Source organism: Streptomyces sp. NPDC051183, assembly GCF_040682455.1.
GTDB lineage: Bacteria > Actinomycetota > Actinomycetes > Streptomycetales > Streptomycetaceae > Streptomyces.
In genome coordinates, this window is sequence record NZ_JBFBBA010000031.1 from 33588 (window position 1) to 46713 (window position 13126).

The 13126-nt window shown below is 73.2% G+C and carries 11 protein-coding genes; 7 read left to right on the forward strand and 4 right to left on the reverse strand.

Going from position 1 to position 13126, the window contains the following annotated elements; translation table 11 throughout:
* Positions 1-7 precede the first annotated feature (7 nt).
* On the forward strand, positions 8-1441 hold the full coding sequence (gene purB / locus AB0M99_RS25475; protein ID WP_365924209.1) for an adenylosuccinate lyase: 1434 nt from the start codon (positions 8-10) through the stop codon (positions 1439-1441).
* Complete coding sequence (mug, locus tag AB0M99_RS25480; RefSeq protein WP_365924341.1) at positions 1438-2004, forward strand: G/U mismatch-specific DNA glycosylase; 567 nt, start codon at positions 1438-1440, stop codon at positions 2002-2004. Before purB ends, mug begins: the two co-directional genes overlap by 4 nt.
* Positions 2005-2069: 65 nt before the next feature.
* On the opposite strand, the gene AB0M99_RS25485 is transcribed toward mug, so the two are convergent.
* Genes AB0M99_RS25485 through AB0M99_RS25495 form a run of 3 tightly spaced genes read right to left on the reverse strand, consistent with a single transcriptional unit; the run spans position 2070 to position 4236 of the window.
* Positions 2070-2504, reverse strand: coding sequence for a hypothetical protein (locus tag AB0M99_RS25485; protein WP_365924211.1), 435 nt, complete (start codon positions 2502-2504; stop codon positions 2070-2072).
* Positions 2505-2544: 40 nt separating this feature from the next.
* On the reverse strand, positions 2545-3294 hold the full coding sequence (locus tag AB0M99_RS25490) for an ABC transporter permease (RefSeq protein ID WP_365924213.1): 750 nt from the start codon (positions 3292-3294) through the stop codon (positions 2545-2547).
* Between the two features lie 30 nt (positions 3295-3324).
* Positions 3325-4236 (reverse strand): ABC transporter ATP-binding protein, encoded by a 912-nt coding sequence (locus AB0M99_RS25495; protein ID WP_365924215.1) that lies wholly within the window; start codon positions 4234-4236, stop codon positions 3325-3327.
* A 108-nt stretch (positions 4237-4344) separates the two neighbouring features.
* Here AB0M99_RS25495 and AB0M99_RS25500 point away from each other — a divergent pair, with 108 nt between their 5' ends.
* The 3 genes from AB0M99_RS25500 to AB0M99_RS25510 all read left to right on the forward strand — a co-directional run bounded on the left by AB0M99_RS25500 (position 4345) and on the right by AB0M99_RS25510 (position 7504).
* Positions 4345-5520 (forward strand): histidine kinase, encoded by a 1176-nt coding sequence (locus tag AB0M99_RS25500; RefSeq protein WP_365924217.1) that lies wholly within the window; start codon positions 4345-4347, stop codon positions 5518-5520.
* A gap of 4 nt (positions 5521-5524) precedes the next feature.
* Positions 5525-6175: a response regulator transcription factor gene (locus tag AB0M99_RS25505; protein WP_365924219.1), complete on the forward strand. Its 651-nt coding sequence runs from the start codon at positions 5525-5527 to the stop codon at positions 6173-6175.
* 171 nt (positions 6176-6346) lie between these two features.
* Complete coding sequence (locus tag AB0M99_RS25510) at positions 6347-7504, forward strand: ROK family transcriptional regulator (RefSeq protein ID WP_365924222.1); 1158 nt, start codon at positions 6347-6349, stop codon at positions 7502-7504.
* A gap of 1773 nt (positions 7505-9277) precedes the next feature.
* On the opposite strand, the gene AB0M99_RS25515 is transcribed toward AB0M99_RS25510, so the two are convergent.
* Positions 9278-10036, reverse strand: a complete 759-nt coding sequence (locus AB0M99_RS25515) for a GntR family transcriptional regulator (protein ID WP_365924224.1) — start codon at positions 10034-10036, stop codon at positions 9278-9280.
* Positions 10037-10334: 298 nt separating this feature from the next.
* On the opposite strand from AB0M99_RS25515, the gene AB0M99_RS25520 reads away from it, so the two are divergent.
* Complete coding sequence (locus AB0M99_RS25520) at positions 10335-11195, forward strand: alpha/beta fold hydrolase (protein WP_365924226.1); 861 nt, start codon at positions 10335-10337, stop codon at positions 11193-11195.
* Between the two features lie 172 nt (positions 11196-11367).
* A complete protein-coding gene (locus AB0M99_RS25525) occupies positions 11368-12963 on the forward strand; it encodes an alkaline phosphatase D family protein (RefSeq protein ID WP_365924228.1) in 1596 nt (531 codons plus the stop codon).
* Positions 12964-13126 lie beyond the last annotated feature (163 nt).

Sequence of the window (13126 nt, forward strand, 5' to 3'; positions counted from 1 at the left end):
CCTACACGTGACAGCCAAGCCCCGCATCCCCAATGTCCTGGCCGGCCGCTACGCCTCTGCGGAGCTCGCCGTCCTGTGGTCCCCCGAGTACAAGGTGACGCTGGAGCGGCGGCTGTGGCTCGCCGTCCTGCGCGCCCAGAAGGACCTCGGTATCGAGGTCCCCGACGAGGCTCTCGCCGACTACGAGCGCGTCCTCGAAACCGTCGACCTCGCCTCCATCGCCGAGCGCGAGAAGGTCACCCGGCACGATGTGAAGGCCCGGATCGAGGAGTTCAACGACCTCGCCGGCCACGAGCACGTCCACAAGGGCATGACCTCCCGCGACCTGACCGAGAACGTCGAGCAGCTCCAGATCCGGCTGTCGCTGGAACTGGTCCGGGACCGTACGGTCGCCGTCCTCGCCCGCCTCGGCAAGCTGGCCGGCGAGCACGCCGAGCTGGTCATGGCCGGCCGCTCCCACAACGTCGCCGCGCAGGCGACCACCCTGGGCAAGCGCTTCGCCACCGCGGCCGATGAGCTGCTGGTCGCGTACGGCCGCCTGGAGGACCTGCTGGGCCGCTACCCGCTGCGCGGGATCAAGGGCCCGGTCGGCACCGCCCAGGACATGCTCGACCTGCTCGGCGGCGACTCCGCCAAGCTCGCCGACCTGGAGCAGCGCATCGCCGCCCACCTCGGCTTCGCCGAGGCCTTCACCTCGGTCGGCCAGGTCTACCCGCGCTCGCTCGACTACGACGTGGTCACCGCCCTCGTGCAGCTGGCCGCCGCTCCGTCCTCGATCGCCAAGACGATCCGCCTGATGGCCGGCCACGAGCTGGTCACCGAGGGCTTCAAGCCCGGCCAGGTCGGCTCCTCCGCGATGCCGCACAAGATGAACACCCGGTCCTGCGAGCGCGTGAACGGCCTCATGGTCATCCTGCGCGGTTACGCCTCGATGACCGGCGAGCTGGCCGGCGACCAGTGGAACGAGGGCGACGTCTCCTGCTCCGTGGTCCGCCGGGTGGCCCTGCCCGACGCGTTCTTCGCCCTCGACGGCCTGCTGGAGACCTTCCTGACGGTCCTCGACGAGTTCGGCGCCTTCCCGGCCGTCGTGGCCCGCGAGCTGGACCGCTACCTGCCCTTCCTGGCGACCACCAAGGTCCTGATGGGCGCGGTGCGCGCCGGAGTGGGCCGCGAGACCGCCCACGAGGTCATCAAGGAGCACGCGGTGGCCTCCGCGCTCGCCATGCGCGAGCAGGGCGCCGAGCGCAACGAGCTGCTGGACAAGCTGGCCGCCGACGAGCGGATGCCGCTGGACCGGGCCCAGCTCGACGCGCTGATGGCCGACAAGCTGTCCTTCACCGGCGCCGCGAGCGACCAGGTGGCGGCGGTGGTCTCCCGCATCGAGGCGATCGCCAAGCAGCACCCGGAGGCTGCCGGGTACACGCCGGGGTCGATCCTCTGACCCCCGACGAGCTGAACGCCGCCCGTGACCGCGTCCTCCCGGACGTGGTCGCGGGCGGTCTGCGTGTGCTCTTCTGCGGAATCAACCCCGGTCTCCTCTCCGCCGCGACGGGCCACCATTTCGCCCGCCCCGGCAACCGCTTCTGGCCCGTCCTGCACCTGTCCGGCTTCACTCCGCGCCGACTGGCCCCCGCCGAGCAGGACGAGCTGCTCACCTACCGCCTCGGCATCACCAACGTGGTCGCCCGCGCCACGGCCCGCGCCGACGAGCTGAGTGCCGAGGAGTTCCGCGAGGGAGGCCGCATCCTGACGGCCAAGGTGGAGCAGTTGGAGCCCCAGTGGCTGGCCGTGGTCGGAGTGACCGCCTACCGGACCGCGTTCGGCGAGCGAAAGGCCCGGATCGGCCCCCAGGACCGGACCATCGGCTCCACCCGCATCTGGGCCCTCCCCAACCCCAGCGGCCTCAACGCCCACTGGACCGCGGAGTCAATGGCCCAGGAGTACGCCCGCCTCCGCGCGGCCGCCGACCCCCCGGCCGAACAGCCCTCCCCCGGAACCCCCTAGGGCTGTGACCGGGAAGGTCCGCCGCGTCGCGGCGCCCGGTACGGCCAACCTTCCCGGCCACAGCCCTACGGCGGGTCGATCACGGTGACCGCGGCCATCAGCTGCGGCGAGTGATCGGCCCCCCAGCGGGACTCGTAGAGCGCGACCCACCGGTCCCCGGCCCGCCAGAGGCTCAGGCAGTCGGTGGTGTCGCCGATCTCCCGCCACGGCTGCGCCACCTCCTCCCCGTCCCCCCGCAGCCTCAGGCTCGCCAGGGTGAACACATCGGGCTCGCCCCAGCGCTCCGCCAGCCGCTGGGCCAGGGCCTCGCACTCGGCTGCGACCTGCTCCTCCTGAGCCACCCGGCCGGCCGCGTCCTCGTCCCCGTACCAACGGCTCCCGCCCAGTTCCGCGAGGTGGTATCCCGGGCCGCTGGTACCCACTTCGGACCTGCCCGGGACCTCGGGGAAAGCTCGTGTCCGCAGCCGGTCGATCGTGTCGAGATGCTCTGCCGTGGTCATACCGTCAGTATCACGCGGAGCACTGACAACTGGTCCGGCGTCACGCGTCCCGCCGGCGCACCGCCAGCCAGCCGCCGACCAGCGCGACCGCCGCCCACAGCGCCAGCACCCCCAAGCCGCTCCACGGGCCGAGGACGCCCTCCGACTCCGCCCTCATCACCATCTGCCCGGCACGGTCCGGCAGGTACTCGGCCACACCCTCGACGGCCGCGCCGATGACGAACGGGATCACCAGCACCAGAGGTATGAGCAGGCACAGGACGACCGACGTATTGCGCACAACCGCCGTCAGACCCGCAGCCAACAGAGCCATCAGCATGAGGTAGACCCCGCTGCCGAAGATGGCGCGGAGGCTGCCCGGGTCGCCCAGCCCGAGGGCGTACTGGCCCATGAACGCCTGGCCCGCCACGAAGGTGACGAACCCGGTGGCCTGGCCGACCAGGAAGGCCAGTCCGCCCACCATCGCGATCTTCGACAGGTAGAGGCGGGTGCGGTTCGGCACCGCGGCCAGTGAGGTGCGCAGGGCGCCATTGTGGAACTCGGAGGCAACGGCGCTCGCTCCGAAGGAGAAGGCAGCGATCTGTCCGAAGACGGTTCCGTAGAAGGCCGCGAGGAGCGGATCGTCACCCATGCTGCCGGCCTCGGCCGTGCCTATCGCCGCGGCCGTCAACACCTGGATCCCGACGGTGGCGGCGAAGAGGGCTATCAGCGCCCCGAAGGTACCGCGGAGGGACCGTATCTTGATCCATTCCGAGTGCAGGACGGGGACGGTGGGCAGAGCGGCGCTCATGGTGAAGCCTCCTTGCAGGTGGGGCGAAGGTCAGTGGGTTGCGGCGAACTGGGCGTGGTCGGCGGTGAGGTCGAGGTAGGCCTGCTCCAGCGAGGCGCGCTCGTCGGCCAGTTCCATCATCGGAACGCCTTCCCGGGCGGCGATGACGCCGAGCTGCTCGGCCTGTATGCCGTCCACGGTCCAGCGCCCGTCGCCGGTGTCGGCCAGGTCGAAGCCGTCCCGGGCCAGTGCTGCCCGCAGCCGGACGGGATCCGAGGTGCGCAGCCGCACCCGCGGGGTGCTGCGGGCGTCGATGAACTCCTCCATCGAGGTGTCGGCCAACAGTCGGCCCCGCCCGAGTACGACGAGGTGATCGGCCAGCGTGGCCGTCTCCGACATCAGGTGGCTGGAGACGAGGACCGTGCGTCCCTCGGCGGCGAGGTTCCGCATCAGCTCGCGGATCCAGATGATGCCCTCGGGGTCGAGGCCGTTGGTCGGCTCGTCCAGCAGTAGCACCCCGGGGTCGCCCAGCAGGGCGGCCGCTATGCCCAGGCGCTGACGCATGCCGAGTGAGAAGGTCTTGACCCGCCGCTTGGCGGCCGACACGAGCCCGGCCTGCTCCAGTACTTCCTCCACCCGGCTCGCCGGAATGCGGTTGCCGGCGGCGAGGAAGCGCAGGTGGTCCCGGGCGGTCCGCCCGCCATGGGCCGCCTGGGCGTCCAGCAGTGCGCCGACGCGGCGCAGCGGGTCCGGGAAGTCGGTGAACCGCCGGCCCCCGATGGTGGCCGTCCCGGAGGTGATCCGGTCCAGCCCCAGCAGGAGGCGCATCGTGGTGGACTTCCCTGCTCCGTTGGGCCCCAGGAAACCTGTGACCCGCCCGGGCAGGACGTCGAAGGTGAGGTGGTCCACGGCCCGGGTGCTGCCGTATTCCTTGGTCAGTTCTCGGATCTCGATGCTGTTCATGTCTCAAGATTCGCCGCCCGCCCCACCCCCCTTCCTCCCCCATGCGAGGGTCTCGTCTCCCCCACGTGGGGGAGACGCCCGTGAGCTGCGGACTGTCACGATGGGTACATGTACCGACTGCTCCGTGCTCCGCTTCAACCAGTGACCTATTCACGCTGGTTGCACCTGTGCGTGCCCATCCTGCTGCTGGCCATATGGATGTTCATAGAACCCGAAGCCCCTTGGATGCCGCTGTTGATCGTCGTACCGTTCGGGCTGCTGCCCTGGGTACGGCAGGCGGAGGGGCTCCAGGCCCAGTTCCTCCTCACTCCGTACGAACGCGGCTCGGCCGCCGGCAGCATCAGCACGGTCCCGTCCTCGGGCTGGAGCGACCGCTGGCGGACGCTGCTGTGGCTGGAGATACGGATGGTCGTCGCGATGGTCGCAATGATCGCGACCGTGTGGCCGCCGGTGCTGACCGTCGAGCTCGTCCAGACCGCCCTGGGGCAGCCGCTGGGCGGGGACGCCCTGCTGCCCTTCACTCCGCCGTTCTGGGCCGCGGTGCTGCTCACACCGGTGCCGCTGATACTGCTGTGGGTCAGCGTGGTCCTGCTGGGCGAGCTCATCACCGCGATCGCGTGCAAGCTGCTCGGGCCTTCCGCGGCCGAGCGGCTCAGCGCCTTGGAAGTGCGCACCGAGCAGTTGTTGGAGCGGACCCGGATCGCGCGGGAACTGCACGACTCCATCGGACACGCGCTGACCGTGGCGGTCGTCCAGGCGGGGGCGGCCCGGGCGGCGGGCGACCCCGAGTTCACGGACCGGGCGCTCAGCGCGATCGAGGAGACGGGCCGCGCCGCGCTGGAGGATCTGGAGCGGGTGCTGCTGGTGCTGCGGGAGTCGACGGCAACGCCATCGCAGCGGCCGACGCTCGTCGAGGCGGACCGGCTGTTCGAGTCGGCCCGCGCCTCCGGGGCGGCGGTGGACGCGGAACTGACCGGTCCGCTGGAGACGTTGCCGGGGCCCGTCACCCGGGAGGGGTACCGGATCCTGCAGGAGGCGCTCACCAACGTGCTGCGGCACTGCGGTCCCGTACCGGTCCGGGTTCGGATCGGGGTGGCCGTCGACCGCCTCGACCTGGAGGTGACGAATCCGCTGCCGGAGCGGCCGACCGTCATGGGCGGCAGCGGAAGCGGACTGCGCGGAATGCGCGAGCGGGCCGCGCTGCTGGGCGGCCGGGCCGAGACGGGTCCGCACAAGGGCAGTTGGAGGGTGTACGCGAGGCTTCCGCTGGAGCACATACGCTGACCGGATGCCGGTTACCGTACTGCTCGTCGATGACGAACCCCTGGTGCGCGCGGGTCTGCGCGCCGTTTTGGACTCCCAGCCCGATATCGAGGTGGTGGGGGAGGCCGCCGACGGCGCCGCCGTGGTTCCGCTCGTGCGGCAACTACGGCCGGATGTCGTGGCCATGGACGTACGGATGCCGCTGCTTGACGGGATCGAGGCGACACGAGCCGTCCTGCGGTCCGTGGACTCCCCGCCGAAGATCCTCGTGGTCACCACTTTCGAGAACGACGAGTACGTCTATCAGGCGTTGCGGGCCGGGGCGGACGGGTTCCTGCTGAAGCGGGCCCGGCCGTCGGAGATCGTGCACGCGGTACGGCTGGTGGCGGAGGGGGAGACCCTACTGTTCCCCTCCGCGGTGCGGGCCCTGGCGGCGGAGTACGGGAACCGGCAGGCGCGGGCGGTGCTGGAGCGGGCAGCGCTGACCGAGCGGGAGGAATCGGTGCTGCGGCTGATGTCTCGGGGGCTGACCAATGTGGAGATCGCCCGTGAGCTGATCGTCGGCACGGAGACCGTGAAGTCGCATGTGAGCGCGATCCTGGCGAAGCTGGGGGCGCGGGACCGGACCCAGGCCGTGATCACCGCGTACGAGTCGGGTTTCGTGGCCCCGGCCTGAGCGGGCACGGCGTGGGCCCTTCTCGGCCATCCGCCCCACCGAGGCCGGCCGCGCGCCTGCGGAGGACCGAGCGGAAGGGCTGGTTCCGGCCAATGGGGGGCTGGTTCTCGCCGCCGGACCGGGTCCGCAGTACGATCCGGCTGACAGGCTCGCTAGCTGGGAGGACACACGTTGGGGCAGCTGACCGGCGGGGACCCCTCCCTGCTCCGGCGGATCAATTCGGCCGTGGTGCTCCGGGCACTGCGCGGAGCCCGATCGCCGACCCTCACCGACCTCACCCGGCTCACCGGACTCTCCCGCCCGACCGTCGAGGGCGTCGTGGAGGGGTTGATCGGGACCGGTCTCGTCGTCGAGGCCGAAGCCGAGGAGGGCACGCGGCGCCAAGGGCGTCCTGCGCGGCGGTTCCGCTTCCGGGCCGAGGCGGGACACCTGCTCGGCGTGGAGATCGGCTCCCACCGGATCGCCGTACTGCTGTCCGGGCTGGACGGACGGGTGATCGGCGCCGGCACCAAGGAAGTGGCCGAGACGGCCTCCGCCGACGAGCGGCTGGAGCGCGTCCGGACAGCCGTCGCCGACCTGCTGCGCAGGGCCGGGGTGCCGCGGGACTCACTGCGTGCCGTCGGCGTGGGCAGCCCCGGGATCGTCGAGGCCGACGGAACGGTGCGGCTCGGCACGGCCCTGCCCGGCTGGACCGGACTGCCCCTCGGGGAACGGCTGCGGCGCTCCTTCCGCTGCCCGGTGCAGGTGGAGAACGACGCCAACGCGGCGGCGGTCGCCGAGCACTGGAAGGGGGCCGCGCAGGACTCCGACGACATGGTGTTCGTCATGGCCGGGCTCAGCCCCGGCGCGGGCTCCCTGATCGGCGGCCGGCTGCACCGCGGCTTCGGCGGAGCGGCCGGTGAGATCGGCGCGCTTCACCTGCTGGGGCGAGAGGTGACGCCCGAGAAACTGCTGTCGACCACCGGCGAGCCGTTGCACCCGTTGGACGAGCAGGCCGTCGCCGAGGTTTTCGCGATGGCGAAGCGGGGCGACGAGCGCGCGGTTGCCGCGATGCAGCGGTTCGTACAGCGGCTGGTGCACGACGTGGCGGCGCTGGTACTGGCCATGGATCCGGAACTGGTGGTGGTCGGCGGCTGGGCGGCCGGCCTGGACGGCGTACTGGAGCCCCTCCGACGGGAGCTGGAACGCTACTGCCTGCGCCCGCCGCGGGTCGCCCTGTCCCTGCTCGGCGAGGCCGCGGTGGCGACGGGAGCGCTACGGCTCGCGCTGGACCACGTGGAAGAAGAACTGTTCGCGGTGGAAAAAACGGTCACGACCCGCCGCCGCTAGTTCGCCTCCTCCGGATCGCGTCAACCCAGCCCGTACCGGGCGCGATGCGGGCGCCGCTCGGAACACCGACCGTCCCGGCGCGCCCGAGGGCCGTGCCCAGGAGCCCCGGTGGCGTTCGCGGCTCCCGCCCGTGGCTGGTGTTCGGCAACGCGGAGGAGCTGGGGCAGCCGCGCGGATCACCGCCCCGGCACGCCGAGGGCTGCGCCCAGGAACCGGCCCTCCGCCTGGGGAGGCCGGTAGCCCGCGGGGCGACTCCGGAGCGGGGTCGGAATCCTCGGCGCCGGCGCGCGGCCCGTCTCGGCGCCCCGCAGGACAGGCCGGGCCGCGTACGCGGTGACCGCCCGAGGACGGGGCCGGGCCCGGCAGCGCGAGACGACTCCCGCCGGGCCGGGTTCCTCGCTGCGGGCGCGCGGCCCGTCTCGGGAGCCCCGCAGGGCTGCCTGGCGGCGTACGCGGTGACGGTCCGAGGACCGGGCCGACGGCGCGAGGCGACTCCGAGCAGAGCCGGAATGGTCGGTGCAGGCGCGCAGCCCGTACCGGCACGGCCGAAGGGCCTACCCGGAGGCGGTCATGTGGCCACCCGGAGACCGGGCCCGGCAACGCGAGGCGACTCCCCGCGGGCCAGGACCCTCGGTACAGGCACGCGGCGCATCACGGCACGGCCGAAGGGCCTGCCCGGAGGCGGAATCGGTGACCGCCCCAAGACCGGGCCGCCCGGCAGCACGAGGCGACTCCCGGCCGGGGCCGGTCCCTCGGTGCGGGCGCGCGGCGCATCCCGGGGCACCCTAGGGACTTGCCCTGCGGCGTACCTGGTGACCGCCCACGAACCGGGCTCGGCAGCACGGGGCGACTCCGAGCAGGGCCGGAACAGTCGGTGCGGGCACGCGGCGCATCCCGGCACGACCGAAGGACCTACCCGGAGGCGAACTCGACGACCGCCCCAGCCCGCGCCCGGCAGCGCGAGACGACTCCCGGCGGGCCGGGACCCTCGATGCGGGCGCGCGGCGCAACCCGGGGGCACCTGGGGACTTGCCCGGCGGCGTACCTGGTGACCGCCCACGAACCGGGCTCGGCAGCACGGGGCGACTCCGAGCAGGGCCGGAACAGTCAGTGCGGGCGCACAGCGCGTCTCGGGGCGGCCGAAGGACTTGCCCGGAGGCGGTCATGTGACGTCCCGAAGACCGAGCCCGACAGCGCGGGGCGACGGTGGGCGTACCCCCGGAGCCGGGGCTCGGGTCCGGGGGCACCGGGCCGGAGCTCGAGTGCGGGGGCACCCGGGCCGGAGCTCGAGTGCGGGGGCACCCGGGCCGGAGCTCGGGTCCGGGGGCACCCGGGCCGGAGCTCGAGTGCGGGGGCACCCGGGCCGAGGCGCGGAGGCGGGGCACCGGGCGGGGGCATGGGGGGCCGGGGCTCGGGGCGGGGCACCTGGGGCGGGTCGGGGCACAGAGCGGGGGCACCCGGGCCGAGGCGCGAAGGCAGGGCGCCGGACACCGGGGCACCCGGGCCGAGGCGCGAAGGCGGGGTACCAGGCGGGGGGGGACCCGGGCCCGGGGCGCGGAGGCGGGGCACCAGGGCGCGGGGGACCCCGGGCCGAGGCGCGGGGGTGGGGCGGCGGGTTGGCACACCCGGCGGCGCGCCCCGGCGGGACGCCCCGGCGGGGTGGTGGGGGTCGCGGGCGGGCAAGGCGCAGCCGCCCGGGGAGGTGCGGGCGGCTGCGGTGCGGTGCAAAGGGCCGGGCGCGCGGGGCTCGACGGGCCCCGCGGTGCGGGTGGGTCAGGAGGCCACGCGGTCGTCGTGGGTGATCTGGACGTCGCCGGAGTCTCCGAAGGTCAGGCGGCAGGTGTCCGCGCGGTACGTGGCCACCGAGACGGCGGCGGTGCCAGTGGCCGTGAAGTAGCGGGTGGTGACGAGGAGGACCGGGGCGCCGGGCAGGCGGTCCAGCTCCTTCGCGTCGTCAGCGCGGGCCGAGCCGAGCTCCACCGAGCGGTCCTGCCCGTCGAGGGCGAGCCGCTGCAGCTCCCGCAGGACGGCGCGGGCGCGCGCGGGTCCCGCCGGGGCGTCGATGGCGGAGAGCCCCGGCACGGAGGCGGCCGGCACGTACAGCAGCTCGGCGGCGACGGGCTGGCCCTGCGTCACGCGGGTCCGGCGGACGACGTGCACGGGCTGGTCGGCAGCGGTGCCGAGGAGCCGCCGGGCGGCGGCGGACGGCACGGCCTCGGCCGCGTCCACGGGCTCCCAGCCGTCGGTGTCCTCGCCGGGCCAGCTGTGCTGCGCGCTGCCGACGTCCACGCCCACCCGCGGCGGGGCGACGGTGGTGCCCACGCCGCGCCGGCGCTGCAGGCGGCCTTCGAGCTCCAGCTGCTCCAGCGCCTGGCGCAGGGTCGCGCGGGCGACACCGAAGCGTGCGGCGAGCTCACGCTCGTTCGGCAGCACCTCGCCCACGGCGAAATCCTGGTCGAGCGCCTCGCTGAGGACGGTCTTCAGGTGCCAGTACTTCGGTTCCGGCACCGTTTCGAGCTGCGTGGTCCCCACCCTGACTCCTCCTGCAATCGCTGCAATCGCCGTGTTCCAGCGGCAGTTCCGCGCCTTTGTTTATTAAAGGTTCCTGCACTATCCCTGGTGACGATAGGACTACGCACCCCCTTGGTCAAGACCAATGCTCATCCCTTTGCCGGGCAGATCGGGCATATGTATCAAGCCGTTCACGGGATGTTCGCGATCTCCCGCCAGTCGGCCCCCGAAGGGGTTGTAGCGGACGGCTACCGAGCGGTAGGCATGGCGTCAGAGCTACTGACACCCTGTCTCGCAAGCGCCACCGACGAGGAGCAGCATGACCGCCACGGTCTCCTTCACGATCGATTCGCCGCTCGGCCCCCGCACCGCCACCGCCGCGTACGAGCGCAAGGGCGCGGGCGAACCGCTCCTCCTGCTGCACGGCATAGGCCACCACCTCCAGGCCTGGCACCCGGTGACCGACATCCTGGCCGCCGAGCACGACGTGATCGCCGTCGACCTGCCCGGCTTCGGCCTCTCGGAGCCGCTGCCGCACGGGGTCCCGTACGGGCTCGACACCGTCGCCCCCGCCCTCGGCGCGCTCTGCGCGGCCCTCGGCGTCGAGCGTCCGCACGTCGCGGGCAACTCCCTCGGCGGGCTCCTGGCGCTCGAGATGGGCCGGAGCAACCTCGTCCGCTCGGTCACCGCACTCTCCCCCGCCGGGTTCTGGACCGAGGGCGAGCGCCGCTACGCCTTCACCGCCCTGCGCGCGATGCGCGCCGGGTCCCGGGCGCTCCCCCGGCCCGCCCTGGAGCGGCTTTCGCGCAGCGCCGCCGGCCGGGCCGCGCTCACCGGCACCATCTACGCCCGCCCGGCCCGCCGCTCCCCCGAGGCCGTGGTCGCCGAGACCCTCGCCCTGCGCGACGCCACCGGCTTCGAGGACACCCTGGCCGCGGGCGGCTCCGTACGGTTCACCGCCGACGTGCCCGGGCTGCCCGTGACCATCGCCTGGGGCGCCCGCGACCGGCTGCTCCTGCGCCGCCAGGGCGTCCGGGCCAAGCACGTGATTCCCGGCGCGCGGCTGGTACGGCTTCCGGGGTGCGGCCACGTGCCGATGAACGACGACCCGGCGCTCGTGTCCCGGGTGATCCTGGACACGGCCCGTCGGGACAACTCCCCGGGGGCGACCACGCCCTGACCCCGGCTCAGCGCTCCGACCCCGGCTCAAGACTCCGTCCCCGTCCCCGTCCGCGTCCCCGTCCGCTCGCGTTCATCCGAGGTTCGCGTGGCCGACGCGGGCGGGCCGGTGTGCGGCGGCACACTTGTCCGACCCACCCCCGCCGGCCTCCGGAGACGCACCGATGGCACCGATGCCGCACACCCGACGCTCCATGCTGGGCGGTTCCCTCGCCGTTCCGCTGGGCCTCGCCCTGTCCAGCGCCTTCACCTCACCCGCGCGGGCCGCCACCGGTCCGGCCGTCGCCGCCCCGGCCTTCACCCGCTCCGGCCGCCCCGGCGCGCCGTGGGGCGTCCAGTCCGGTGAGATCACCGCCCACTCCGCCACCATCTGGACCCGCGCGGACCGGCCCGCGCGGATGTACGTGGAGACCTCCCCCAGCGAATCGTTTCGCTACGGCGTCCGCCACCACCGCGGCCCGCTGCTCGGCCCCGGCACCGACTTCACGGGCACCACCACGCTGCGCGAGCTCCCGCCCGGCCGCCAGATCCACTACCGGGTCGTCCTCGCCGACCCCGGCGACCCGCGGCGCACGGGCGAGCCGGTGTGCGGAACCTTCCGCACCACCCCCGTCTCCCGCAACCGCGACGTGCGCTTCCTGTGGTCCGGGGACCTGGCGGGCCAGGGCTGGGGCATCAACCCCGGCCTCGGCGGCTACCGCGTCTTCGACGAAATGCGGCTGCGCAACCCCGACTTCTTCCTCTTCAGCGGGGACACCATCTACGCCGACGGGCCGATCCGGGCCTCCGTGCCCCTGCGCGACGGCAGCACCTGGCACAACGTCACCACCGAGGAGAAGTCGAAGGTCGCCGAGACCCTCGCCGAGTTCCGCGGGAACTTCCGCTACAACCTGCTCGATCACAACCTGCGCGGTTTCAACGCCCAGGTGCCCGTCCTCGCCCAGTGGGACGACCACGAGGTCCGCAACAACTGGTACCCGGGGCAGGTGATCGACGACCCCCGCTACACCGTCAGGGACGTGGACACCCTGGCCGGCCGGGCCCGCCAGGCCTTCGGCGAGTACTTCCCCGTCACCGACCTGCGCGGCGGCCGCGCCGAGGGCCGCATGTACCGCGTGATGCGGTACGGTCCGCTGCTCGACGTGTTCGTGCTCGACATGCGCACCTACCGCGACGCCAACTCCCCCGGCCGCCAGACCGAGGACCCCATCGGCATCCTCGGCCCCGAGCAGCTGGCCTGGATCAAGCGCGAGCTGTCGCGCTCCCGCGCCACCTGGAAGGTCATCGCCGCCGACATGCCGCTGGGCATCGTCGTCGCCGACGGCGCCACGAACTTCGAGGCGGTCGCCCAGGGCGACCCGGGCGCCCCGCTGGGCCGCGAGCTCCAGATCGCCGAGCTGCTGCGCCACATCAAGCACCAGCGCATCACCGGCACCTTGTGGCTCACCGCCGATGTCCACTACACGGCTGCCAACCACTACGCCCCCGAGCGGGCCGCGTTCGGCGACTTCGCGCCTTTCTGGGAGTTCGTCTCGGGCCCCATCGGCGCGGGCGGCTTCCCGGCCGGGAAGCTCGACGCCACCTTCGGCCCGAAGACCGCGTACGTCCAGTCCGCCCCGCTCGCCAACATGTCGCCCTCGGAGAACCCTCCGTACTACGGCGAGGTCGAGATCGACGGCGGCAGCGGCGAACTCACCGTCCGGTTGCGGCGCCAAGGGGGCGGCGTACTGTTCTCCCAGGCGCTCCAGCCGGGCCGGGTGGGCCAGTAGACGACGGGCGCCGGTGCGGTTCTCCCGCCGCACCGGATGTCCCGCTGCCCCCGGCGCCCCACCTCCTGCATTTCGGAAATCAGCCCGAAAACAGGGTGAAATCGGCCAGATGGATACTTAACCCATCGGTCACAGATCGTTCGTGATCACGCAACACCCCTGC

Coding starts and splice junctions, on each gene's coding strand:
- AB0M99_RS25485 (WP_365924211.1), bottom strand. CDS start 2,504: ATGACCACGGCAGAGCATCTCGACACGATCGACCGGCTGCGGACACGA.
- AB0M99_RS25490 (WP_365924213.1), bottom strand. CDS start 3,294: ATGAGCGCCGCTCTGCCCACCGTCCCCGTCCTGCACTCGGAATGGATC.
- AB0M99_RS25495 (WP_365924215.1), bottom strand. CDS start 4,236: ATGAACAGCATCGAGATCCGAGAACTGACCAAGGAATACGGCAGCACC.
- AB0M99_RS25500 (WP_365924217.1), top strand. CDS start 4,345: ATGTACCGACTGCTCCGTGCTCCGCTTCAACCAGTGACCTATTCACGC.
- AB0M99_RS25505 (WP_365924219.1), top strand. CDS start 5,525: ATGCCGGTTACCGTACTGCTCGTCGATGACGAACCCCTGGTGCGCGCG.
- AB0M99_RS25520 (WP_365924226.1), top strand. CDS start 10,335: ATGACCGCCACGGTCTCCTTCACGATCGATTCGCCGCTCGGCCCCCGC.
- AB0M99_RS25525 (WP_365924228.1), top strand. CDS start 11,368: ATGCCGCACACCCGACGCTCCATGCTGGGCGGTTCCCTCGCCGTTCCG.